The organism is Vibrio harveyi NBRC 15634 = ATCC 14126 = KCTC 12724, assembly GCF_001591145.1.
GTDB classification, from domain to species: Bacteria; Pseudomonadota; Gammaproteobacteria; order Enterobacterales; family Vibrionaceae; genus Vibrio; species Vibrio harveyi.
The window spans coordinates 134,813-157,744 of record NZ_BCUF01000006.1; the positions used below are offsets into that span (position 1 = coordinate 134,813).

Below are 22,932 nucleotides of genomic sequence, written 5' to 3' on the forward strand. Positions count from 1 at the left end.
AAAATGTCAAACGGTCGAATTCTTCACACCATGCTGCGCGTGGGTGACTTAGACAAATCTATCAAGTTCTACACTGAAGTAATGGGCATGCAATTGCTTCGTACCAATGAAAATAAAGAGTACGAATACACCCTTGCATTTCTTGGCTACGGAGATGAGTCTCAAGGTGCTGTCATTGAACTAACGTACAACTGGGGCACAACTGAGTATGACCTAGGCTCTGCATTTGGTCACATTGCGATCGGTGTAGACGATATTTACTCAACGTGTGACGCGATCAAAGCGGCAGGTGGGAACGTAACTCGTGAGCCGGGTCCAGTTAAAGGCGGCACAACCCACATCGCTTTTGTCAAAGACCCCGATGGTTACATGGTAGAACTGATTCAAAATAAACAAGCTTCGGCAGGTTTAGAAGGTTAATCCCTTTCTCTATTGAAACATATCATGTTGTTGCAGGCAGGTCTGAGACCTGCCTGTTGTTTATAAACAAATTGCTTTACTTGATAATGGTTATCGTTTAGATTTGTCAGCAACATCGATATGTGGGATAACGATAATGATCAGTGAATGGGAAAAACACACACTTCTAGCCGATACAGCACTTCAACTAGATGACCCTGTTCGCAGCATTCTTCATTACCAGCAAGCCCTTAGCCTGAGTGAAGATATTAGCGAATGCGTGGAAATAGAAGCCGATGAGAGACTATTGATTTCGGTGATTTCATGCCACAACCTAGCTCAGTTTTGGCGTTGGGCAGGTGATACAGAGTACGAGCTCAAATACCTTCAGTTAGCGTCTGAAAAAGTACTGACACTGATCCCTCAGTGTCCAAACAAAGATTGTGCAAGCTTTATTGATTCAATTGGATGCTGTACAAAAGCCTTGATTGACTTTATGAAACGCCATCCAAACCCAACGATTGCCAAACAAGTTGAGAAGATTGATACCGCGACGAATTGTGAGATTATCGCCAAGTTCCGACTCAACTAATTTTCGGCAATAAGCCAATACGATTAACAATAGTATTCAAACAACGTCAAATAGCGACAAAGACGCCAGAGTTTATTCTCTGGCGTCTTTTATTGTGTCAAATGTCAGATCAAACCTGAGTTCGCCCAAGTGAAATCACTACGCGACGGTTTTTATCTTTGCCAATTGGTGAGCCATTGTCTGCGATCGGGCGACGCTTACCATAACCTTGGACCTGAATCCGATCACCAGATAAACCAAGAGACTCAAAGTAAGTACGCAGCGATTCAGCACGTCGCTCCGATAAGCTTTGACTTGCGCTCTTACCGTCAGTTGAATCGGTGTAAGTCGCCACCAGCACCAAATCAATATCTTGATTGTGACGCACATAATCTGCGATTTGCGATAAGCGTTTCTTCGATGCTTTGGTGAGCTGATCCCCTTGGCGTTCATAATGAAGGATCGTAAACGCAATATCCTCGAAGCTGTACTTCAACAAGTTAGAAATACAGTCACTAAACGCGTTGTATTTGTTCTGAAATAGTACCGATGACAACGCCACTTCAATACGCTGATCCCGACTCTGCCAATCTTGGTAGCTAAACGTTGGGTAACGTCCCTTTTCTAACTCAGAAAGAATGCCCCAAGCGGTTTGCCCACCAACATAACCATCAAACTGTTTGAAGAACTTGAGGTTAGTAATGCGATCAGCATGCTCGCCGGGACGCCATGGAGGAGGCATAGAAATCAAACTGACATTACGTGTTTCACCCATAGGTCGACGCATCTTCAGCTCAAAATCCAAGTTTATCTTTTTACTCGCACGAGACGAAAATACCGCATCACCAAACCCAGGGATAGGATGCACAAGCTGGCACTCCAATGGCGTATTTATCACCATCTCCCACTGTGATTGTTGCGGTGTGGCGACATAACGCTTGCCCATCGACGCAAAACTGTTTGCGCTAAGCAAAGACATCACGATACCACTGGTTACTAGCCATTTATTCATCTAGGTACATCTCTCAAACGGCAGTCTATTGCCGCTTACTTGAATCAATTGAAAACATGCAGAACAATGCAAAAATCCCGCCAACATGGAATTTACAAGTGGTTATAAGGAGTTAACGCTCACTTTGGCAAGTGCATATACCCAAGTAACATCGAGATGCTTGCTTCAGCGAGAATGACTTGGGTATAAAATGGTAAATAACATCACGAGAATAACAGGTGACCAGCTCCCTTGTTTTTGGTTATAACCCTCACTGGTTAATGGGGAATAGAATTCTACATTTCTCCCAAATTGCGGTTTTTCTCATCGGTAGAATCTGCAATAATGCAGCCTTCGTCACACAAATATAAGCCAACATGACAATAGAAAATGAAGCTCTAACCCTGAAAAAGCGTTTTCGTGGTTATTTTCCAGTGGTAGTAGACGTTGAGACCGCAGGTTTCAATGCTCAAACTGATGCACTTTTAGAAATCTGCGCCGTCACCCTAAGTATGGATGAAAATGGCGATCTGCATCCTGCCTCAACCATTCATTTTCATATCGAACCTTTCGAAGGCGCGAACTTAGAAAAAGAAGCGCTGGAGTTTAATGGCATTCGTGACCCATTCAGCCCTCTTCGCGGTGCAGTTTCCGAACAAGAAGCACTTAAAGAAATCTACAAACTGATTCGCAAAGAACAAAAAGCAGCAGACTGTTCGCGTGCCATCATGGTTGCACACAACGCCGCTTTCGACTTAGGTTTTGTTAATGCAGCGAATGAACGCTGTAAACTTAAAAGAGTCCCTTTCCATCCATTTGCCACTTTTGATACCGCAACATTAAGTGGGCTTGCTTATGGTCAAACTGTTCTCGCTAAAGCATGTAAAGCAGCAGGGATGGAATTCGACAATCGTGAGGCACACTCAGCCCTCTACGATACACAACAAACTGCAGAGTTATTCTGTGGCATCGTCAACAAATGGAAGGCCCTAGGCGGTTGGCCGCTTGTAGACGAAGAATAATAAGTAAACACAACATATTAGGAAAAGTATGAATCCTGTCGTTATATCTGTGTGCGTCATGCTCGTGTTAGCATTGATGCGCGTGAACGTGGTGGTTGCCCTCACGTTTAGTGCCATCGTTGGTGGCCTTGTTGCAGGCATGAGCCTTGGGGATACCGTTGCTGCATTTGAAAGCGGTCTGGGTGGCGGTGCGACTATCGCGCTAAGCTACGCAATGCTTGGTACTTTCGCTGTTGCAATTTCTCGTTCTGGCATCACTGACCTTTTGGCAAAAAGCGTTATCAAACGCCTAAATGGTAAAGAGAGCTCTGCGTCGACTACGGGTCTAAAATACGCAGTATTGGTTGCTCTTGTACTTGTTACCATGTCATCTCAAAACGTGATTCCGGTACATATCGCCTTCATTCCAATTTTGATTCCACCTCTTTTGGGCGTATTCGCTAAGCTGAAGCTGGACCGTCGTTTGGTTGCTTGTGTGCTTACCTTTGGTTTGATCACGCCATACATGGTTCTACCAATAGGTTTTGGTGGCATCTTCCTAAACAACATCCTATTGAAGAACTTACATGACAATGGTCTAACAGATGTCGTGGCAAGCCAAGTTCCAACGGCAATGCTGTTGCCGGGCGCGGGTATGTTGTTTGGTCTTCTAACTGCAATCTTCTTTAGCTACCGTAAGCCTCGTGAATACAAAGAAACTGAACTGACCGTTGTTCAAGAATCTGAAGAGAAGCTAAACAAAAAACATATTGTGGTTGCAGGCTTAGGTATTCTTGCTGCGCTAAGCGTACAGCTATACACGGGCTCAATGATCATCGGTGCACTAGCTGGCTTCATGGTGTTCACTTTCGGTGGTGTTATCGCATGGAAAGAGACGCACGACGTGTTCACTAAAGGTGTACACATGATGGCAATGATTGGCTTCATCATGATTGCGGCGGCAGGTTTCGCTGCAGTAATGAAGCAAACCGGCGGCGTTGAGACGCTTGTACAATCGCTATCCACCAGCATCGGTGACAACAAGCCTCTTGCAGCACTATTAATGCTGATCGTTGGTCTGCTGGTAACAATGGGCATCGGCTCGTCGTTCTCTACGATTCCAATCCTTGCAACTATCTATGTGCCGCTTTCACTAGCATTTGGTTTCTCACCGATGGCGACAATCGCACTAGTAGGTACAGCAGCAGCACTAGGTGATGCAGGCTCTCCGGCTTCTGATTCAACGTTAGGTCCAACATCGGGTCTAAACGCAGATGGTCAGCACGAGCACATCTGGGAAACCGTAGTGCCGACATTTATCCACTACAACATCCCTTTGATCATCTTCGGTTGGATTGCTGCAATGGTGCTGTAGTCGCATCATTTAAATAGATACAATTCGTTACGAAAAAGCCGCTCATTGAGCGGCTTTTTGTTATTTGGGCTTTGAAAACCAGTTTCAGTTTACTGCGCTGGCATGTTGTCGATGATGCGCTCGCGGATAAGCTTCAACGTATTTTCTGTCGACAAATAGTCCACTTCAATCGGGAAGTAAGCGTCGTTAATTTGCAGTACCAAACTCGGGTAAGAACTAACACCCAAGCTCTTTGCAAGACTGAGTTGGTCTTGGAAAACACCTTCCAGCAAAGTGCCATCCATATCATTCTTAAACTGTTGGACGTTTAAGCCAATCTCTCTTGCGAGTTGCAGATGGGTTGCTTCTTCATGAGGAGGCATCGCACGTAAATAGTAAGCGTGCTGAATCGCTTCCAGCATTTGCTCATAAGAGTCTTGGAAACCTGCAGCGATAACTGCACGGCAAGATTGGTAAGTACTACGTACTGGTGTACACAACGTCCAGAAATCATAGTTAAACTTGGTACCAAGCTGACTTTCGATTTGCTTCCAAATCTGTTCAATCTTTTGCTGCATCTCCGGAGGCATCGGCAGATTAGTATCTGGCGCAAGCCCACCCATAACATACTCAAACTGAATCACACCTGGCAGTTGCTGCTTCAATTTTTCGATGGTTGGTTTGTAGCCCCAACACCAGCTGCACATTGGATCATGTACGTAGTAAAGCTTCAAGTTCATTCCACTAACCTAAAAAAGAAAAAGGAGCCAATGCGGCTCCTTTGTATTCTATCGCCAAATGTGAGTATTTACGAATTACTCAGCGTCACCTTCAACGCGTGCCGCAGCTTCTTTGATAAGAGGCTGAAGTTCACCTTTTTGAAACATTTCCAAAATGATGTCACAACCACCGATCAGCTCACCTTCAACCCACAGTTGTGGGAATGTAGGCCATTGAGCGTATTTTGGTAGCTCAGCGCGGATATCTGGGTTTTGTAGAATGTCTACGTAAGCGAACTTCTCACCACATGCCATTAGAGCTTGTGCTGCTTGAGAAGAGAAACCACAGCTAGGTAGTTTCGGTGATCCTTTCATGTACAGCAGGATTGCGTTTTCAGAGATCTGCTGTTTGATTTTATCGATAGTTTCCATCGCTTCCTCATTCATGGACGTGAACTTTAATTATTGCCACATTCTACTCAATAAACACAGAATAAAAACCATATAATTAGTAAGTCTTTGCCCCTTTCCTCTTAAAATATTTTCATATCGGGGTTTTAATAAAGTAAAAACTTGCTAAAATACTTTTCAAGTCAGTCGTAACGACTACATATAAATAAAAACACTGGAAGCAATCGAAAGGTAACCCTTTCATATCTATGGAGAATCGAGCAATGGCATTTGAACTACCAGCTCTTCCTTACGCGAAAGACGCACTAGAACCACACATCTCTGCAGAGACTCTAGATTTCCACCACGGTAAGCACCACAACACTTACGTTGTTAAGCTAAACGGTCTTATCCCTGGTACTGAGTTTGAAGGCAAGACACTAGAAGAGATCATCAAGACTTCTACTGGTGGCGTATTTAACAACGCAGCACAGATCTGGAACCACACGTTCTACTGGCACTGCCTAGCGCCAAACGCGGGCGGCGAGCCAACTGGTGCAGTTGCTGATGCAATCAACGCTGCATTCGGTTCTTTCGAAGAATTCAAAGCGAAGTTCACTGACGCAGCAATCAACAACTTTGGTTCTTCATGGACTTGGTTAGTTAAGAAAGCTGACGGTTCTCTAGAAATCGTTAACACTTCTAACGCTGCTACACCTCTAACAGAAGAAGGTACGACTCCACTTCTAACTGTTGACCTGTGGGAACACGCGTACTACATCGATTACCGCAACGTACGTCCTGATTACATGAACGGCTTCTGGGCGCTTGTAAACTGGGATTTCATAGCTGAGAACCTAGCGAAGTAATTAACTTCCCCCTAAGTTCAATTTAGTCATATTCAAAAAGCTCGCATTGTTGCGGGCTTTTTTATTACATCTCCAACCGATTTCTTCAATTAATCCCCTCTTTTTCCTAAAGTTCTTCTCTCCGTTGCCGCTAAAAGTGCATCAAGCGAGGAACATCATGCAAATCCATACTTTAGACAAAGCAGCAATCATCAACGAACTTCAGTTCGGTAATGGTATTAACCATGCCGTACACGAAGGTCGTCGCGCTGATTTCTCGTTGATTCTGTCTATGTTTTCTAACGATGTCCGCGATGTGGTTCCGGTTGAAGAAGTCCGAGAAGTGATCACCAGTGATGACATTCTTCGTCAACAATTCGGTTTATCTCAACCTCAGTCTCTACGTTCTGATAGCAGTAGCTATGAACTCGCAGCAGAACAAGCGAAACAGTTTCATGATGCTGGCTTGCCTTCGGCAAAACTGAGCCACTACCTAAAGCCTGATGCACTCACTTACCTTCCTGAAGACACATTTAATCTACCAGAAGAGGTTTATCACAACCTTTCAGGTCACGAGCGCCGCAGCTTAGGTGAGCGCAACAAAACCCTTATTCCCGATGCAGGTTTGTACAATCAACTAGTGACGGCTCAACGTCATTACCAAATCCAAACTCAAGCATAACGTTTCACTTTTCCGCCAAGAGCTTACATTCCAAGCACGTCAGAAATGTGACGCCTTACAAATTCCTAAACAATAATTGTCGCGCAAAAGCGTTAGTTTGAGCCTTTTCACACTGAGCTCAAATAAATTCATCCATGCTGATAGCACAAACCACTGATGTATTGTTTAACACAAGAAATTACAGTGAAGGTGCTATGGATATTAAAGACTCAATCATTCTCGTCACATCTGCAGGCTCTGTATTGGGCAGAACTTGCTCCAACCACTTTGCCCATCTTGGGGCAACGTTGGTACTTTGTGATCAGAACCCTAGTGCCTTGAAGGCAAGCTACGAGCAAATCAGTGCGTTTTCCGACAGGGTATATGCGATGAATGTGTGCAATGACAACACGACATCCATCAACTTATTGTTCGACCAAATAGAGTCGCAATTAGGTGCGACTCCCGATGTAATCGTAAACTGCTGGACTAGCTCACCAATGCCAAGCTTAATGGCTCCAGAGCCAATGAGTACCTACATTGACCACCTTTCTTCTGCGGCTCGCTTTCTCTATACCTATGGGCAAGTCAGTGCTGAACGATTTCGTTCGAGAGAGAAGAAAGGCGTGATCGTTAACGTTATCTCACATGACAACCATGAAGATCTCACTGGAGTAGAGAGCATGGCAGCACTGGTGTCTGGCTTTACTCACAGCTGGGCAAAAGAGCTGACCCCTTTCAATATTCGTGTGGGTGGCGTCATCCCATCCGTAAACCATACCAGCGAAGATCTAGACGAGCGACATTGGGCTCAGATCCAAGATGAGTTGGTAAGAAATACCGCCTACATTGTCGCAAATGAGTACTTTAGCGGACGCGTCGTCACGACCGAAGTCTAAGTAAACCTTCCTACCTAAATCCGCCACCTAACAGAGCCGTTGGTAATGTAAAGAACAAAAAAAGCCCCAGTCTTTCGACTGGGGCTTTGAGTTTTCCCGATTGTAAGTTTCGTGCTAGCGAAAACCTACTTCATAACTAACGTCGTACTTATGCGTTAGCTTTTTCTTTCTTAGCTTTTGGTGCTGCTTCTTTCGCTACTTGGTCTGCTTTCTTCTTGATAACAGTTGTACCTTCGAAAGTTTCGCCTTCAACGAATGCTTTACCGTAGTAAGAAGCCATTAGAACTTCTTTTAGCTCAGTGATTAGAGGGTAACGAGGGTTAGCACCTGTACACTGGTCATCGAACGCTTCAACAGCTAGTTCGTCTAGTTTCGCTACGAAGTCAGCTTCAGAAACACCTGCAGCTTGGATAGACATTGGGATGTCTAGGTCGCCTTTCAGCTCGTCCAACCATGCTAGTAGACGTTCAATCTTCTGAGCAGTACGGTCACCTTCTTGGCTTAGGCCTAGGTGGTCAGCAACCTCAGCGTAACGACGACGTGCTTGTGGACGGTCGTATTGAGAGAACGCAGTTTGTTTAGTTGGGTTGTCGTTCGCGTTGTAACGTACAACGTTCGAGATTAGTAGTGCGTTCGCTAGACCGTGAGGTAGGTGGAACTCAGCACCAATCTTGTGCGCCATTGAGTGACAAACACCTAGGAATGCGTTAGCAAACGCGATACCAGCGATCGTTGCCGCGTTGTGTACTTTCTCACGAGCGATTGGGTCGTTTGCACCGTTCGCGTAGCTTGAAGGTAGGTACTCTTTAAGCATCTTAAGCGCTTGTAGAGCTTGACCATCTGAGTACTCGTTCGCAAGAACAGATACGTAAGCTTCTAGAGCGTGAGTTACTGCATCGTAACCACCGAATGCTGTTAGAGACTTAGGCATGTTCATTACTAGGTTAGCATCAACGATAGCCATGTTTGGCGTGATTTCGTAGTCAGCTAGTGGGTACTTAGCACCAGTCTTGTCGTCTGTAACAACAGCGAATGGAGTAACTTCTGAACCAGTACCTGAAGTTGTAGTGATACATACAAGCTCAGCTTTCTTACCCATTTTAGGGAACTTGTAGATACGTTTACGGATGTCCATAAAGCGCATTGCTAGTTCAGCGAAGTGAGTTTCTGGGTGCTCGTACATTACCCACATGATCTTCGCAGCATCCATTGGTGAACCACCACCTAGAGCTAGGATTACGTCAGGTTGGAAGCTCTTCATTGCTTCTGCACCTTTCTCAACAACAGATAGTGTTGGATCCGCTTCTACGTCGAAGAATGTTTGAACTTCGATGCCTTGCTCTTTAAGCAGTTTAACTACTTCATCAGCGTAACCGTTGTTGAATAGGAAACGGTCAGTTACTAGGAATGCGCGTTTCTTACCTTCTAGGTCGCTCATTGCGATTGGAAGGCTACCACGACGGAAGTAGATAGACTTAGGTAGTTTGTGCCACAACATGTTTTCAGCTCGCTTAGCTACAGTTTTCTTGTTGATAAGGTGCTTAGGACCTACGTTCTCAGAGATAGAGTTACCACCCCAAGAACCACAACCTAGAGTTAGAGAAGGTGCTACGTTGAAGTTGTAAAGGTCACCGATACCACCGTGAGTAGTCGGGATGTTTACAAGGATACGTGCAGTCTTCATCTTGTCACCGAAGTAACGGATGCGGTCTGCGTTTACGTCTTGGTTAGTGTAAAGACCAGATGTGTGACCGATACCACCGATTTCAACCATTGTTACCGCTTGAGCAACTGCATCTTCGAAGTTGTCAGCACGGAATAGACCTAGAGTTGGAGATAGTTTCTCGTGAGCGAACTCATCATCGTAAGAAACTTTACCTAGACCTTCACCTACAAGAACTTTTGTGTCAGCAGGAACTTTAACGCCAGCCATTTCAGCGATTGCTGGAGCAGGTTGACCTACGATTTTCGCGTTTAGTGCGCCGTCGATAAGAAGTACTTTACGTACTTTATCAGCGTCAGCTTTAGATAGAACGTGAGCTTTATGAGAAGCGAAACGCTCTTTCACTTCGTCGTAAACTTCGCTAACTACGATTGCAGCTTGCTCAGAAGCACATACTACGCCGTTATCGAAAGTTTTAGACATTAGGATAGAAGCAACAGCACGTTTGATGTCAGCTGTTTCATCGATAACTACAGGAACGTTACCTGCACCTACACCGATAGCTGGCTTACCAGAAGAGTAAGCTGCTTTAACCATGCCTGGACCACCAGTTGCAAGGATAAGAGCGATACCGTCGTGCTTCATAAGAGCGTTAGAAAGCTCTACAGATGGTTGGTCGATCCAACCGATGATGTCTTTTGGTGCACCAGCTGCTACTGCTGCATCTAGAACTAGTTTCGCCGCATCGTTAGTTGAGTTCTTCGCACGTGGGTGTGGCGAGAAGATGATGCCGTTACGAGTTTTTAGAGAGATTAGAGATTTGAAGATAGCAGTAGAAGTCGGGTTAGTCGTTGGAACGATACCACAGATGATACCTACAGGCTCAGCGATAGTCATTGTGCCTAGGTTGTCATCTTCTTCTAAGATGCCACATGTTTTTTCGTCTTTGTATTTGTTGTAGATAAATTCTGAAGCGAAGTGGTTTTTGATTACCTTATCTTCAACAATACCCATTCCAGATTCAGCAACTGCTTGTTGTGCTAGTGGGATACGAGCATGGTTAGCTGCAAGAGAAGCTGCGCGGAAGATTGCATCTACTTTCTCTTGAGAAAATGTTGCGAACTCTTCTTGTGCTGCTTTAACGCGTGCTACTAGAGCATCTAGTTCAGCTAAGTTAGTTACAGGCATGGTGGATCTCCTAAAATAATAAATATTAAAAACTTTTTAGTAAGGTTATTGTCTTTCGTTTTTACTGTTTATCAGCGACCTAACTAACAACCATCTTAGTAAATTGCTTTCAGGGCTGAGTATAATATTTCAGAGTGTGAAAAAATTGACTTGGATCAGTTCTCACAACTGAAATACCCCCAAAGTAGTGGTTTACCACAACAAAACAACATAAATCATTGATAAACAAATAAATTAAACTTCATTTTTTATTGAGCAAAAAAGAAGCAAACGAACTAAAAACTAAAAGAAATAACAACAATCTGTAAAAAAGTTTCATTTTTAGCCAACAAAATTACATGTGGACCCTAATTTTTGTGCTACTGAGAGTATATCGAATACGTCTTATCTCTCTACAAACCACCTTTCTTTTTGTGAAAAATGTGCGAATGTTAACGTTTGTGTAAATCAGTATGCTCTCTCATCAATTTTCTACGTAACAATTCGTTTCCAGATTGAATACATTTTCTTCAATAATTAGTTTTTCTCACAAATACTAGCCCAAATACGTTAGTTTTTTTCATTTCTTCCTACCGCACTTTTGCCTTACATTACCGCCTAAAATTACCCCCTCTCTTTTTCACTATTGTGAACGTTTACGAGTAAGCAACATGCAGACTTTAGAGTTAGCTATTTTCCTACAGTTTTTCTTAGGTTTGGTCGCAGCAGTGAACCCTGTTGGTATCATGCCTGTGTTCGTATCACTAACCGGTCATATGACACCAGAAGAGAAAAATAAGACCGCCACGACAGCCAACGTTGCCGTTGCGATTATTTTGATCATTTCTCTTTTTGCTGGTCAGTTGTTGTTGGATATGTTCAGTATTTCTCTGGACTCTTTCCGTGTTGCGGGCGGTTTACTACTTCTGAGTATCGCGTTCTCGATGATGAGCGGTAAACTGGGTGAAGATAAGCAAAATAAACAAGAGAAGTCGGAATACGTAAGCCGCGAACAAATAGGTGTAGTACCGCTAGCGATGCCTTTGATGGCAGGTCCAGGTGCAATCAGCTCAACCATTGTTTATGGCGCACGTTACCCAAGTGCACTCGACACGGTTGGTATTAGCGTTACGATCATGCTGTTTTGTTTTTGCTCTTGGTTGTTGTTCCGCTCTGCGCCTTTGATCGTTCGTTTCCTTGGTCAAACAGGCATCAACGTGATTACCCGTATTATGGGTCTAATCTTGGGCGCTCTTGGTATTGAGTTTATTGCTAACGGTTTAAGAAACCTATTCCCTGGTTTAGCCTAAATTTCATAACTTCTGGTATGATGTTGCAATCCGTTTCATTTTAACGCTGACAGTGCAACATCATGCCTCGCAAGTCTTTCAAGCATCATTTATACGTCATTATTTTCGGTACTCATACACGTGCTGGGCGTGCCTTCGATATCGCACTGATTATTGCGATCATTACTTCTCTCGTGGTTTTGATTCTAGAATCACTGCCATCGGTAATGACTGAATGGTCGCGAGAACTGCGTTACATCGAATACACCTTCACAGCCCTATTCACTATTGAGTATTTATTAAGACTGTACTGCTCTCCAAAACCTAAGTCTTATGCCACCAGCTTTTATGGTGTAGTTGATCTGTTAGCGATTCTGCCTACCTATTTAGCGATCTTCTTCCCTGGTGCTTCGTTTATGGGTGTAGTGCGATTACTACGTGTCATGCGCATCTTCCGCATCTTGAAATTGGTGCGCTACCTACAAGATTCCAACATATTGCTACGCTCTCTATTGATGGCGCGTCGTAAGATTCTTATCTTCTTTAGCACCGTAGGTATTCTGGTCACCATTTTCGGCGCACTGATTTTCGTTATTGAAGGTCCGCACAACGGCTTTACGAGTATTCCTAAAAGCATCTACTGGGCGATCGTAACGATTACCACTGTTGGGTATGGCGACATGGTGCCGCAAACTCACCTTGGGAAAGCCATCGCATCATTAACTATGCTGCTCGGTTATTCGATACTTGCGGTCCCAACCGGCATTATCACTGCAGAACTCAGTAATGAGATGAATGCGCACAAACAATTAGTAAAGTGCCCGAATTGTAATCGCTCTGGTCATGATTCAGATGCGATGCACTGTAAGCATTGTGGCAGTGAACTAGCAGATCCTGATAATCGCGTCGTGAGTTCGGACGAGGAAGAATAGAACAGGAATCGGCTTTCGATGCCTAAAGTGGAGCGCTCCCGAATCTCAGGGCGTAATGCCTCCAACAAGAGATTCCCGACTGCGCTCCTTCGTCGCTTTCGGGAATGACGCGGCGTTAGTTTGGAGAACAATATCTCTCACTCTAAAGAACGAGGGCGCCAGCCCCTCTATTTGTCTCTCTTAATAAAGAAATTTCGCAAAGTACAGCCCGTTCCGTACTCCAGACTTACGATCAAAAAAGCCGATGAATTCACATCGGCTTTTATATAGCTTTTAGCTCTCACGCAAAAAACATTCCCGCAGGACGAAGCCCGTTCTTGGTTTAGCAACCATCAGTGAAGACTTCAACCTTGTAATCATCACCCTCTTCCATTGCAGTAGTGTATTTTACATAGCAGTTACTTGCTTTGATTGAGTCTCGGTCATAAGCTTTCACCCACTTTGATTGTGTGATAACTCGATAGTTTGGATTGGCTGGAGTTTTACCAGCATTGAATGCATCCCAGACCCATTCACCATCACCGTTTTTGTAGTTCATCTCAGCCGTCATAAACTGCTCTAGACCACCATTTTCTACAATTGGATAACCAAATTGGACGCTACCTGCACCATCAACATGGTACGCCGGAAGCTTTTCTTGTCCTTCAATAGCTGATTTACCGAAAGCAAGTTCCGCAGCGTTGTGCACAGAGGCTGCCATGCCCTGAATTGAAGAGACCCGAGCGTCATGCTGTAAGTTTAAAAAGCGCGGTGCAGCAACGACTGCAAGAATGCCTAAAATAACAATGACAACAACGAGTTCAATAAGGGTGAAACCTTTAGATGTTTGCTTCATAACAGCGCTCCGATTTGTAAGACGCAGCAAAGCTAAAGGTCAAAAGTCAATTTTTTGTCACGTGAATATCAAAAAAGCACCCAGTTGGGCGCTTTCAAAATAGACATCTCAAAGTTGAGACAAGCTACGCTTTCTCAGCAAGAATGATGCGTAGAGTACGGCGTAATGGCTCTGCTGCACCCCATAATAGCTGGTCACCGACAGTGAACGCATTTAGGAAGTCATCGCCCATTGCCATCTTACGTAGACGACCAACAGGGATTGACAGGGTACCTGTTACTTTCGCAGGCGTAAGTTCTTGAGCCGTGATGTCGCGGTCATTCGGAATCACTTTTACCCAGTCGTTGTGCGTTGCGATGATTTCTTCGATTTCATCCATTGGCACATTTTGCTTAAGCTTGATAGTCAGTGCTTGAGAGTGACTACGCATTGCACCGATACGAACACACGTACCATCAATTGGCACTGGTCCATCTTGGAAACCAAGGATCTTGTTCGCTTCTACACCCGCTTTCCACTCTTCTTTACTTTGACCGTTGTCGCGCTTGACGTCGATCCAAGGAATCAAAGAGCCAGCTAGTGGCACACCAAACTTATCGGTTGGGAATGAAGAGCCGCGCATGGTGTCGGCAACTTTTTTATCGATATCGAGAATTGAACTCGCTGGATTTGCTAGTTCAGAGCTTACTGAGTCGTTGATTACGCCCATCTGAGAAATCAGCTCACGCATGTTTTGCGCGCCTGCACCAGATGCCGCCTGGTACGTCATCGCACTCGTCCACTCGACAAGACCTTTCTCAAACAGACCGCCAAGACCCATAAGCATCAAGCTAACGGTACAGTTACCACCAACAAACGTGTTTGTACCACCGTGAATGCCTTGTTGAATTTGTTTCAGGTTAACAGGGTCCAGCGTAATGATAGAGTCGTCGACCATACGAAGTGTCGAAGCAGCATCGATCCAGTAACCTTTCCAGCCAGCTTGACGAAGCGCTGGATAAACTTTCTCTGTATAACCACCACCTTGACACGTAATCACTGCATCAAGTTGTTTTAAACTGTCAATATCGAACGCATCTTGAAGTAAACCAGCTTCTTTACCTAAGTTTGGAGCTGGGATACCTATTTGAGACGTACTGTAGAAAACTGGCTCGATCAAATCGAAATCTTTCTCTTCAACCATACGTTGCATTAGGACTGAACCCACCATGCCGCGCCAACCAACTAAACCTACTCTCATCGCACTAACTCTCCATGTATATTTTTAAAACTTTCTCCATAGTTCAATTTTCGACACAAAATCTCAAGCCCTAATTTGCAAATAAACACAACTTTTTTAACGTTTACCGCGAATTTTTATAATCCAAGGTATTTTCCTCTCTTTTCTTATCGGTTCAGCACTAAAACCTACCGAGAAAACTGCCAACACTGTGCTACATGGTCTTACCACTCTGTGAGAAAACAACATTTGCAGCACATATTTTTTACATCACAAAACATTTCAAACTATTAAACTTAAAGTTTTTTAGTTATTAATTTCACAAGCAAACGTTTTATCGGATGAAAGTCAAGATAAAGCACCAAATGTTCGAAATATAATTTTTGTTAATGTATGTTATGCGCGATTAAAACAGGGAGCGGCCTTCCTCTATTGCTCCATGAACGACAGAGGCACATATGAAGCAAGTTACAACACGTCTTCCTAGTCTGATACAGGTATTTATCTCACTAGGTTTGTTTCTTCTTTTGGCATTTTCATTTACTGCCAAATTAGACCTTCCAATCCAGCTTGCGCTGTACATTGGTTGGTTCATTATCATGTTATTGGGTCTAAGATTAGGTCACCAATACAAAGACCTTGAAAAAGCAGCACTAAATGGGATTTCTAATGGTTTAGGTGCCGTGCTGATCCTTCTTGCTGTAGGTGCCTTAGTCGGTACTTGGATCTCTGGTGGTATCGTACCAACCATCATCTACTACGGCTTAAAAGCCATTCACCCTTCTATCTTCTTGTTAGCGACAATGATCATCTGTTCTTTGACTGCGTTAGCAACAGGCACTTCTTGGGGTGCGGCAGGTACTGCTGGTATTGCCATGATGGGAATTGGTCAAGGTCTTGGGGTTCCAGCACCAATTACAGCTGGCGCGGTTTTATCAGGTTGTTACTTTGGCGACAAAATGTCTCCACTTTCTGATTCCGTGATTCTTGCTTCTTCAATGTCAAACGTAGAAGTCGTAGAGCACATCAAAGGGATGCTGCCTATTGCCCTGATCAGTTACATCATTACGGGTATTATGTTTACTGCATTTGGCTTCCACTTCGCAGGTAAAGTGGATATGAGCCAAGTTGACTCAGTAATTCAGGCTATGGAACAACAATTTTTCATTACGCCTTATTCTTTTGTTCCAGTCATTATCGTATTGGCTCTACTCGCTATGCGCATGCCTTCTTTCCCTGTGATCAGCTTCGGTTCACTACTAGGTATTATCTGGGCAGTAATGATTCAGGATGTAGACTTCCTAACGGCATTCAATACCGCTTGGGCACCATTTGCAATTTCTTCGGGTGTGGATTTCATTGACTCGATTCTGAACCGAGGCGGTATGTCTTCTATGCTAGGTTCTGTTGCAGTTATCGTATTTGGTCTTGGTTTTGGTGGCTTGCTAGATAAGGTGGGCGTGCTTGAGACAATTGCGAAACTGTTCGAGCGACGTGTTCAAAGTGCGGGTTCTCTGGCGACAAGCACCATTGGTACAGCTTTCATGGGTAACGTATTCGGCTCGGCGATGTACGTATCACTGATTCTGACACCAAAAATCTGTGCGAAAAACTACGATCGCCTTGGCTACAAACGTAAAAACCTATCTCGTAACGCCGAATTCGGCGGTACGTTAACGTCAGGTATGGTGCCTTGGAGTGATAACGGCATCTACATGGCGAGTATTCTGGGTGTGGCAACATTGTCTTACGCGCCATTCATGTGGTTGAGCTTCGTGTGTATTATCGTCACTATCTTCACGTCGTACATGGGTTGGTTTGTCGACAAATGCGAACCAACAGCACCAGCAACAGAAGAACAAGCAGAAGGTGAACTAAAGCAGCAAACGGCTTAAATAGTTCTAACTTTCAATAGAATAGAAAAAGGACCGACGATTCGGTCCTTTTTTATGTTTGTCGTTTGGCTAAGCTCTGGCTAATCAGGCAGATTTGGTACCTGCTCTTACCGCTGAACGTTTACCTAAGGCATAGCCCAAAACAAGAGGAGCAAAGAAGATCACTAGGATGAACAAAATGAAGTAGATGATGGTGCTCTTCACCAGTTCGATCAGTTTATCCATTGCAAGGTTCACAACCTCTTGTGAAACGTGGTCGAGGTCTTGCGCAAACTTCTCTCTTTCGTTTGTAATAATTTGAGCAATCTCTTGGCGTTCTCTCGCCACCATTTTTTCTAGTGCTTGTCGCTCTTCACTCAACTGAACCAAGCGCTCTTCTGTTTTCTGGTCGATATCTTCAACAAGTGGCTGCAACTGCACTGCCATTTGCTGTGCCAAGTTACGCATATACTCAGGGTTATTATCGATAAAGTCTTTCAACGACTCAGAAGTAACCTTCAAGCTGTTTAGCGCTGCATTTACTTGTTCGATACTTGCTGAGCTATTGAGTGCGAGCAACTGCGCTTTCCATGTCATGATTTTGGGTGTTTGTTCAGACACTAAGCTCAAACGATCAGACACATCACCGATAGCCTCAGGCATCGTACCCAATGTCGTTACAGCTTCTTCCTCACTGATCTGATTCGCTTGTAACCAAGCTCGATAAGCTGGTGTACGGATCATACTCAAATCCGCGAATGGGTATTTCTCAACAAAGTCAGCCACAAACACTTTGGTTTTCGAGTACACGTCTTTTTTCAACAAAGATTGTGCAAGCTTATCGACTTCCTTGGCTAAGTGAGCAGACACTTGTTGTGCTTCCCCGGTAGTGAATAGATCTTTCCCTGCACCGACACTGAAGAACTGGTCCATTTGGTGAGTAAATACCCACGTGTCAATCAGAGCCGCCATTGGCGAGACTTGGTAAGCGGCAGCTTGAAGCCCTTCTTCCGCATTGATTTTCCAAAGTAAAATATAAGATTGGTTTACTTTGTCGTTAGGCTCGTAGTTGTCTTGGAGCACATCGGCAGCTTGCTCTACTTGAGCAAAGAACTGCTGAGCGTATTCACGCGTCATAATGCGCATGTTTAGCTCTTGTTTGGTGAGCGGTACAGTTTGACTATCGATTTTTACTTCTAAGAGAGAGCATCCCGAAAGGCTTAAAACCAGACAGGCTATCAACCAAGAAGACAGTCGGCGGATGAACATGAAATTACCTATGATCAAATGGTGTAGGACAGGAACAATGACGAACCAAAGCATAAGGTTCGCAAGCGCCCCTTAATACCTGAATCTCTACTATTTTAAGTCAGAGGAATATCAATCTGTTAGCACTTCTCGAATGTTTTCACTATTAAGAACTGCCTCAGCAAAAAGTGTCGTTTTCTGCAGGGTATCTTCCAACATATCCAGCTTGTCTGTAACGACTTCCTGACCTTGTTTAATTAAAGATTCGATATCCCCAGATATATAGTGTAGAGGCATCGCTCCAATGCTGCCTGACACTCCCTTCAAGCTATGGGCGATACGCTGAGCGTGTTCTTCATCCTTACCCTCGGCTATCAATGTTCTTAGCTTCGTACCATCTTCAGAATGATCTTGTATGAAAACCTCTAACAACATACGCACAGACTCTTCATCACCAGAGAGCGAATCAAGCATTTTCTCTATATCGATATAAGGCTCATCCGTCTCCACGCTCACACTCGCGGCTAAAGAAGATGCATCGTCATTCTCTTCTTCTAGAGGAGTGGTTGGTTTTACCACATCCACTGGCATGCGCTCCTCACCACTTGGCTCGGTAACTTGCTTCTCTGTCGGCAAAATCACTTCAGATGGGTTCGGCTTCATTGGTGTATCCGTTTTTTCACAAGGTTGAATTGGAGCATCTAAGACTGGAGTTTCCTTGTAGAACAGAGCCCAAGAAACCACCGCGAGTAAGGAACCACTTACTAACACTAAAAAGGAGATGTAAAACATCAGCTTTTGTTCAAGGGAGTTAATGACAGAGGCAAACTGATTAGAAAATTCAGGGTTAAGCAATTGGCTAGCGAGGTGGCTGCCTTGAGCATGAGCGGCAAGCACACTTGACGTTTGAGCCAATCGACGTTGGAATGCCCCTTGCTCTTTTTGCTCTAGCTTTTGTGACTCGGTAAAAAGAGAATCAAGCTCTTGGTAAGTATCTGAGCTTGTCGCTGCATCGCTAAACATGGCTTCTAAGACCAAAGCACCTAAGCGATAGTACATGGTTCTCAGTTGCTCAGAGTTACTGGCTGACTCTCGGCTATTATGGAGTTGGTCAGCCAGAGCGACTAGCTCACTATCGCTACCGATAAATGTTCTCGCGCCTTCAAGAAAGCGATCAGTTGAATAAAGCAGTTGCGTTAAGTCCGGGCCACCCCAGCGGTCAGAGTACTCGCTCTGCAATTGCAAACGAACTGCATAAACAAGCTGAAGTTTGAGAGAGACTTGGTCAACGTGCTGAGCACGATAAGGCAGCTCAAAGTTAAAGATATGACGCACTTCATCAACCTTGCTGCTGAGTTCATCAACGGTTGAAATCGTACGTATGGTTTGTTGAGCTTGCAGCCAAATACCCACAGCAAAGGCACACCATACCGCAAACAAAAACCAGATTGCTTGTTTTATTCCCTCTTTGAATTGCAGCAACGCCCATTCCTCAATTATCTCTATTAATAACAAGCATATACCATGAATTGCGCTTTTAGTGTGCACACTTCACATAAAAAAAGAGAGCACAATGCTCTCTTCTTTCAATTAATTACGGCTCAACTGATCTTTCAAGTTTGGCGGTGTGCCTTTAATCGTAAGCGTGTCTGTCTCTGGATCGTAGAAAATACGCTCACCCAGCAACAGGCTATCAAAGCTAATATTTAAGCCGCCACCAGCACCAACGTACTTAGTTAGTTTACGCACTGTAGAACGGTCGCCTGGGAATGACTCTTCCAACTCGTAACCTTGCTCTTTGGTGAAATCCATAAAGCTAGTACCATCTTGGCTAGGAGGAAGCTCACCAGACAGTTCAGAGATTTGCACCTCGTCGCCTGATTTAATTTGCTCGTTACAGTAATTGTAAACCTGCTTTTTGTATTCGTTCGCTTCTTGCTTTTCTAACTTAGAATCGGCACAGAAATCTTCCACCGCCTGCATCAGCACTTGGTTTTGCTGTTTAGTGTCTAAACCAACATCCGCTTGCAAGAAATCCAAGAAGAAGTCTGCCACTTTACGACCTACGCGACCTTTGATGTAAGAAAGGTAACGGTTTGAATCACGATCAGTGTCATAACTCGATAGATCGATGCGTGCCGCGATGTCCATCTTAGTGATGTCTAAATAATCCGTAGCATCGATATCTAAGCCTTCTGTCACTTTTAGGCTTTGGTTCATTGGTAAGATACCAATAAATAAATAATCCGTAGCCAAGCTCTGATACTCAGCAAAGACTAAGATACCTTCGTCAGCAAATGGGTACTTGATCAACTCTTCTTTCAAGCGATTTGCACTAATTTGTGAGAAATCATAAAAATCTCTCTCTCCTTTACGCATTTCTTGAAGCCAAAACTGAAATTCGCTGTCTGATTGGAAAGAGCCGAAGCCTTTTCCTGCTTTAGAATGGAATACGCGATGCAGTTCCGCGACAAGGTTTTCTGTTGAGGTATCGTTTTCTAACGACGCCGGGCGAAGTTTAACAACCAGTTCGTCCTGATCGTTTTTGCACAATTGATGCAGAATAACGTTTGAAAGATGAAGGCTCATAGTGATTTTATCTTGCTACAAGGTTTAAGTTGTTGGGCATTGTAGGTTATCATAAGCCGCTTTTACTATCATTATTAGAGTCTTTATGCCGATTACATCTAAATATACTGACGAACAAGTAGAGAAAATTCTTGCTGAAGTGGGTGCTGTTCTTGAAAAACACGCTGCTTCTCCTGAGTTGACGCTAATGATTGCCGGAAATATCGCAACCAATGTCTTAAATCAACAAGTTGCTGCTTCACAACGCAAAGTTATTGCTGAAAAATTTGCTCAGGCACTGATGTCTTCTCTTGAAGCGCCAAAATCACACTAAAAACGGATAATAGAACAAGTACATGGTAGACAGCGGAAACTCATACGGCGAACGCGTATCCCGACTAGTAGGTTGGGGGCATTGGTTTGCATTCTTCAACATCGTCGCTTCGATGTTGATAGGTACACGCTATATCGTTCAATCGCCTTGGCCAGAAACCCTGATGGGTCAATTCTATTTGGCGGTTTCGTGGGTGGGGCATTTTGGCTTTCTTGTTTTTGCTCTGTACTTATTGGTTCTATTTCCGCTGACGTTTGTCCTGCCATCTAGGAAACTCTTCCGTTTGGTGGCAGTGATATTTGCTACGGTTGGTCAAACCGTGCTGCTGATTGATACTCAAGCGTATCAATCAATTAATCTGCACCTAAACCCTGTGGTTTGGGAGTTGTTGTTTAGCGAAGACAAAAGCGCACTCAGCTCAGATCTCCAACATTTATTTGTTGTGATGCCGCTGATCTTCCTTGTTCAACTCGCTTTATCTGAATGGGTATGGCGTAAACAGCGCAAACTTTCTCATAAACACGTTGGTCGACCATTGGCTGCCGTGTTCTTCTTAAGCTTCATCGCGAGCCATTTGGTTTACATCTGGGCTGATGCTTACTTCTACAATCCTATTACCAGCCAACGCTCTAACTTCCCACTGTCATACCCTATGACAGCGAAGAGCTTTATGGAAAAACACGGTCTTCTTGACCGCGAAGAGTACCTAAAACGCTTAGCTGAGAACCAAGGTAATATTGATTTAGTAAGCTACCCACTAGAGAAGTTAGAATTCAATCGTCGTGTTAACAAGTTAAACGTGCTGATGATCAGCGTGAACAACTTACGTGCCGACGCATTAAACCAAGACGAAATGCCGAGCTTGTACCAGTTCGCACAAGACAATCAAAACTTTGTTAATCATTACAGTTCGAGCAATGATACATACGGTGCATTTGGTCTGTTCTATGGTTTACCGAGTAGCTACGCAAGTAGCATCAAAGCTCAAGGTAGCGCACCAGTTATGCTAGATGTACTGAAAGATCAGGGTTATAGCTTTGGTTTATTCAGTGGCAATGGCTTTGAAGAAGACTTGTATTCTGAAGTTATCTTCCGCGGCTTAAACTTGGCAAACTCACTCGATGGAAGCCAAGCTCATACCGATCCACAATCTATTTCTGCGTGGAACACATGGCTAACAGAGCAAGCCCAGCAGCCTTGGTTTAGCTTCATTGAAGTGACAACCGTTGATAACTTCGAATCAGAAACGATGGCAGCGAATGAAGAGCTCCCTGCTAGCGAGCGATTCAAGCAAGCTTACGAGCAAGCGGTAAAATCGGCTGATAAAACAGTTGCGAAGATCATCGCAGACCTAGAAGAAAAGCAACTGCTTGCAAACACGATTGTGGTTATTACCTCAAACCATGGTAGCGAGTTCAACGAAACCAATACCAACAGTTGGGGCGCAAACAGCAACTACAGCAAATATCAACTGCAAGTGCCTATGGTTATCCATTGGCCAGGTATGCTACCAGCGGAATTTACCCACAGTACAAGCCACTTAGACTTGTCAGTGACACTGTTGCAAGACATGCTGGGCGTATCTTCAAACCCATACGATTACAGCAGCGGGCGTAATTTGTTTGATGAAAGTCGCCGTCGTTGGATCTTAGCCGGCGATACACGTGAAATCGCACTGATCACCGGCTCTCAAACGACCGTTATCGATAAGTTTGGTAACTACAAGCTGTACGATGACAATTACAAGCGTTTACGCGAAACATCGCCTAAACTGCCTGTTCTAATGCAAGGTTTGACAGAGCTTCAACGCTTCTATTCTAAAAGCAATTAATTGAACAAAAGCTCTCCACCCGGAGAGCTTTTTTGATTCTTTTCTCCACAAACAACACAAAATCGTGCACTAAACGTCCAAACGATTCATTTTAGGGTTTACAAGATTTTCAAAGCCTTATATTATGCGCCTCAACAAA

Annotated in this window: 21 protein-coding genes; 12 read left to right on the forward strand and 9 right to left on the reverse strand. The window is 44.1% G+C overall.

Features of this window, described 5'->3' with window-relative positions; translation table 11 throughout:
• Positions 1 to 3 precede the first annotated feature (3 nt).
• Together gloA and VHA02S_RS05305 are read left to right on the forward strand one after the other, a co-directional pair.
• Positions 4 to 420, forward strand: a complete 417-nt coding sequence (gene gloA / locus VHA02S_RS05300) for a lactoylglutathione lyase (protein ID WP_009698517.1) — start codon at positions 4 to 6, stop codon at positions 418 to 420.
• Positions 421 to 556: 136 nt separating this feature from the next.
• The gene (locus tag VHA02S_RS05305; RefSeq protein ID WP_005444671.1) at positions 557 to 991 is read left to right on the forward strand and encodes a DUF2753 domain-containing protein; all 435 of its coding nucleotides are present in this window, start codon (positions 557 to 559) and stop codon (positions 989 to 991) included.
• A 109-nt stretch (positions 992 to 1,100) separates the two neighbouring features.
• Here VHA02S_RS05305 and motY read toward each other — a convergent pair whose 3' ends face one another.
• Positions 1,101 to 1,982, reverse strand: a complete 882-nt coding sequence (gene motY / locus VHA02S_RS05310; protein WP_005444670.1) for a flagellar protein MotY — start codon at positions 1,980 to 1,982, stop codon at positions 1,101 to 1,103.
• A 356-nt stretch (positions 1,983 to 2,338) separates the two neighbouring features.
• Here motY and rnt point away from each other — a divergent pair, with 356 nt between their 5' ends.
• A complete protein-coding gene (rnt, locus tag VHA02S_RS05315; protein ID WP_009698519.1) occupies positions 2,339 to 2,983 on the forward strand; it encodes a ribonuclease T in 645 nt (214 codons plus the stop codon).
• A gap of 28 nt (positions 2,984 to 3,011) precedes the next feature.
• Positions 3,012 to 4,337, forward strand: coding sequence for a Na+/H+ antiporter family protein (locus VHA02S_RS05320; protein WP_005444668.1), 1,326 nt, complete (start codon positions 3,012 to 3,014; stop codon positions 4,335 to 4,337).
• An 89-nt stretch (positions 4,338 to 4,426) separates the two neighbouring features.
• On the opposite strand, the gene VHA02S_RS05325 is transcribed toward VHA02S_RS05320, so the two are convergent.
• Positions 4,427 to 5,056, reverse strand: coding sequence for a DsbA family protein (locus tag VHA02S_RS05325; protein ID WP_005444667.1), 630 nt, complete (start codon positions 5,054 to 5,056; stop codon positions 4,427 to 4,429).
• A 75-nt stretch (positions 5,057 to 5,131) separates the two neighbouring features.
• Positions 5,132 to 5,467 carry a Grx4 family monothiol glutaredoxin gene (locus tag VHA02S_RS05330; protein WP_005444666.1) on the reverse strand — a complete coding sequence of 112 codons (336 nt, stop codon included), beginning with the start codon at positions 5,465 to 5,467 and terminating at the stop codon, positions 5,132 to 5,134.
• 242 nt (positions 5,468 to 5,709) lie between these two features.
• Between VHA02S_RS05330 and sodB the strand changes: the two genes are divergently transcribed.
• The 3 genes from sodB to VHA02S_RS05345 all read left to right on the forward strand — a co-directional run bounded on the left by sodB (position 5,710) and on the right by VHA02S_RS05345 (position 7,833).
• Positions 5,710 to 6,294, forward strand: coding sequence for a superoxide dismutase [Fe] (sodB, locus tag VHA02S_RS05335; RefSeq protein ID WP_038898599.1), 585 nt, complete (start codon positions 5,710 to 5,712; stop codon positions 6,292 to 6,294).
• Between the two features lie 157 nt (positions 6,295 to 6,451).
• Positions 6,452 to 6,955, forward strand: a complete 504-nt coding sequence (locus VHA02S_RS05340; RefSeq protein ID WP_038898600.1) for a VC2046/SO_2500 family protein — start codon at positions 6,452 to 6,454, stop codon at positions 6,953 to 6,955.
• A gap of 134 nt (positions 6,956 to 7,089) precedes the next feature.
• On the forward strand, positions 7,090 to 7,833 hold the full coding sequence (locus VHA02S_RS05345; protein ID WP_017189356.1) for an SDR family oxidoreductase: 744 nt from the start codon (positions 7,090 to 7,092) through the stop codon (positions 7,831 to 7,833).
• Positions 7,834 to 7,981: 148 nt separating this feature from the next.
• On the opposite strand, the gene adhE is transcribed toward VHA02S_RS05345, so the two are convergent.
• Positions 7,982 to 10,684 carry a bifunctional acetaldehyde-CoA/alcohol dehydrogenase gene (gene adhE, locus VHA02S_RS05350; protein ID WP_005444662.1) on the reverse strand — a complete coding sequence of 901 codons (2,703 nt, stop codon included), beginning with the start codon at positions 10,682 to 10,684 and terminating at the stop codon, positions 7,982 to 7,984.
• A 650-nt stretch (positions 10,685 to 11,334) separates the two neighbouring features.
• On the opposite strand from adhE, the gene VHA02S_RS05355 reads away from it, so the two are divergent.
• Together VHA02S_RS05355 and VHA02S_RS05360 are read left to right on the forward strand one after the other, a co-directional pair.
• Positions 11,335 to 11,973, forward strand: a complete 639-nt coding sequence (locus tag VHA02S_RS05355; RefSeq protein ID WP_005444661.1) for a YchE family NAAT transporter — start codon at positions 11,335 to 11,337, stop codon at positions 11,971 to 11,973.
• Positions 11,974 to 12,035: 62 nt separating this feature from the next.
• Positions 12,036 to 12,884 (forward strand): ion transporter, encoded by an 849-nt coding sequence (locus VHA02S_RS05360; RefSeq protein ID WP_038898601.1) that lies wholly within the window; start codon positions 12,036 to 12,038, stop codon positions 12,882 to 12,884.
• 322 nt (positions 12,885 to 13,206) lie between these two features.
• Here VHA02S_RS05360 and VHA02S_RS05365 read toward each other — a convergent pair whose 3' ends face one another.
• Complete coding sequence (locus VHA02S_RS05365; RefSeq protein WP_005444659.1) at positions 13,207 to 13,719, reverse strand: type II secretion system protein; 513 nt, start codon at positions 13,717 to 13,719, stop codon at positions 13,207 to 13,209.
• A 124-nt stretch (positions 13,720 to 13,843) separates the two neighbouring features.
• Positions 13,844 to 14,959, reverse strand: coding sequence for an aspartate-semialdehyde dehydrogenase (gene asd / locus VHA02S_RS05370; protein WP_038898602.1), 1,116 nt, complete (start codon positions 14,957 to 14,959; stop codon positions 13,844 to 13,846).
• Between the two features lie 437 nt (positions 14,960 to 15,396).
• Here asd and nhaC point away from each other — a divergent pair, with 437 nt between their 5' ends.
• Positions 15,397 to 16,833 (forward strand): Na+/H+ antiporter NhaC, encoded by a 1,437-nt coding sequence (gene nhaC, locus VHA02S_RS05375; RefSeq protein ID WP_005444657.1) that lies wholly within the window; start codon positions 15,397 to 15,399, stop codon positions 16,831 to 16,833.
• An 84-nt stretch (positions 16,834 to 16,917) separates the two neighbouring features.
• Here the strand turns inward: nhaC and VHA02S_RS05380 are convergent, their stop codons facing one another.
• The 3 genes from VHA02S_RS05380 to yejK all read right to left on the reverse strand — a co-directional run bounded on the left by VHA02S_RS05380 (position 16,918) and on the right by yejK (position 20,649).
• Positions 16,918 to 18,081 carry a hypothetical protein gene (locus VHA02S_RS05380; protein ID WP_038898603.1) on the reverse strand — a complete coding sequence of 388 codons (1,164 nt, stop codon included), beginning with the start codon at positions 18,079 to 18,081 and terminating at the stop codon, positions 16,918 to 16,920.
• Between the two features lie 111 nt (positions 18,082 to 18,192).
• The gene (locus VHA02S_RS05385; protein ID WP_038898604.1) at positions 18,193 to 19,542 is read right to left on the reverse strand and encodes an Hpt domain-containing protein; all 1,350 of its coding nucleotides are present in this window, start codon (positions 19,540 to 19,542) and stop codon (positions 18,193 to 18,195) included.
• A 108-nt stretch (positions 19,543 to 19,650) separates the two neighbouring features.
• On the reverse strand, positions 19,651 to 20,649 hold the full coding sequence (yejK, locus tag VHA02S_RS05390) for a nucleoid-associated protein YejK (protein WP_005444652.1): 999 nt from the start codon (positions 20,647 to 20,649) through the stop codon (positions 19,651 to 19,653).
• A gap of 85 nt (positions 20,650 to 20,734) precedes the next feature.
• Here yejK and VHA02S_RS05395 point away from each other — a divergent pair, with 85 nt between their 5' ends.
• Together VHA02S_RS05395 and VHA02S_RS05400 are read left to right on the forward strand one after the other, a co-directional pair.
• Complete coding sequence (locus VHA02S_RS05395; RefSeq protein ID WP_005444651.1) at positions 20,735 to 20,962, forward strand: YejL family protein; 228 nt, start codon at positions 20,735 to 20,737, stop codon at positions 20,960 to 20,962.
• Between the two features lie 22 nt (positions 20,963 to 20,984).
• Positions 20,985 to 22,793, forward strand: coding sequence for a DUF3413 domain-containing protein (locus VHA02S_RS05400; RefSeq protein ID WP_009698525.1), 1,809 nt, complete (start codon positions 20,985 to 20,987; stop codon positions 22,791 to 22,793).
• Positions 22,794 to 22,932 lie beyond the last annotated feature (139 nt).

What these genes read in the sequence shown, in the direction of transcription:
- asd (WP_038898602.1), bottom strand. Translation starts at nt 14,959, where the DNA reads ATGAGAGTAGGTTTAGTTGGTTGGCGCGGCATGGTGGGTTCAGTCCTA.
- VHA02S_RS05380 (WP_038898603.1), bottom strand. Translation starts at nt 18,081, where the DNA reads ATGTTCATCCGCCGACTGTCTTCTTGGTTGATAGCCTGTCTGGTTTTA.
- VHA02S_RS05365 (WP_005444659.1), bottom strand. Translation starts at nt 13,719, where the DNA reads ATGAAGCAAACATCTAAAGGTTTCACCCTTATTGAACTCGTTGTTGTC.
- adhE (WP_005444662.1), bottom strand. Translation starts at nt 10,684, where the DNA reads ATGCCTGTAACTAACTTAGCTGAACTAGATGCTCTAGTAGCACGCGTT.
- VHA02S_RS05355 (WP_005444661.1), top strand. Translation starts at nt 11,335, where the DNA reads ATGCAGACTTTAGAGTTAGCTATTTTCCTACAGTTTTTCTTAGGTTTG.
- VHA02S_RS05360 (WP_038898601.1), top strand. Translation starts at nt 12,036, where the DNA reads ATGCCTCGCAAGTCTTTCAAGCATCATTTATACGTCATTATTTTCGGT.
- yejK (WP_005444652.1), bottom strand. Translation starts at nt 20,649, where the DNA reads ATGAGCCTTCATCTTTCAAACGTTATTCTGCATCAATTGTGCAAAAAC.
- VHA02S_RS05330 (WP_005444666.1), bottom strand. Translation starts at nt 5,467, where the DNA reads ATGGAAACTATCGATAAAATCAAACAGCAGATCTCTGAAAACGCAATC.
- motY (WP_005444670.1), bottom strand. Translation starts at nt 1,982, where the DNA reads ATGAATAAATGGCTAGTAACCAGTGGTATCGTGATGTCTTTGCTTAGC.
- nhaC (WP_005444657.1), top strand. Translation starts at nt 15,397, where the DNA reads ATGAAGCAAGTTACAACACGTCTTCCTAGTCTGATACAGGTATTTATC.
- VHA02S_RS05340 (WP_038898600.1), top strand. Translation starts at nt 6,452, where the DNA reads ATGCAAATCCATACTTTAGACAAAGCAGCAATCATCAACGAACTTCAG.
- gloA (WP_009698517.1), top strand. Translation starts at nt 4, where the DNA reads ATGTCAAACGGTCGAATTCTTCACACCATGCTGCGCGTGGGTGACTTA.
- VHA02S_RS05320 (WP_005444668.1), top strand. Translation starts at nt 3,012, where the DNA reads ATGAATCCTGTCGTTATATCTGTGTGCGTCATGCTCGTGTTAGCATTG.
- VHA02S_RS05325 (WP_005444667.1), bottom strand. Translation starts at nt 5,056, where the DNA reads ATGAACTTGAAGCTTTACTACGTACATGATCCAATGTGCAGCTGGTGT.
- VHA02S_RS05305 (WP_005444671.1), top strand. Translation starts at nt 557, where the DNA reads ATGATCAGTGAATGGGAAAAACACACACTTCTAGCCGATACAGCACTT.
- VHA02S_RS05400 (WP_009698525.1), top strand. Translation starts at nt 20,985, where the DNA reads ATGGTAGACAGCGGAAACTCATACGGCGAACGCGTATCCCGACTAGTA.
- rnt (WP_009698519.1), top strand. Translation starts at nt 2,339, where the DNA reads ATGACAATAGAAAATGAAGCTCTAACCCTGAAAAAGCGTTTTCGTGGT.
- VHA02S_RS05345 (WP_017189356.1), top strand. Translation starts at nt 7,090, where the DNA reads ATGCTGATAGCACAAACCACTGATGTATTGTTTAACACAAGAAATTAC.
- sodB (WP_038898599.1), top strand. Translation starts at nt 5,710, where the DNA reads ATGGCATTTGAACTACCAGCTCTTCCTTACGCGAAAGACGCACTAGAA.
- VHA02S_RS05395 (WP_005444651.1), top strand. Translation starts at nt 20,735, where the DNA reads ATGCCGATTACATCTAAATATACTGACGAACAAGTAGAGAAAATTCTT.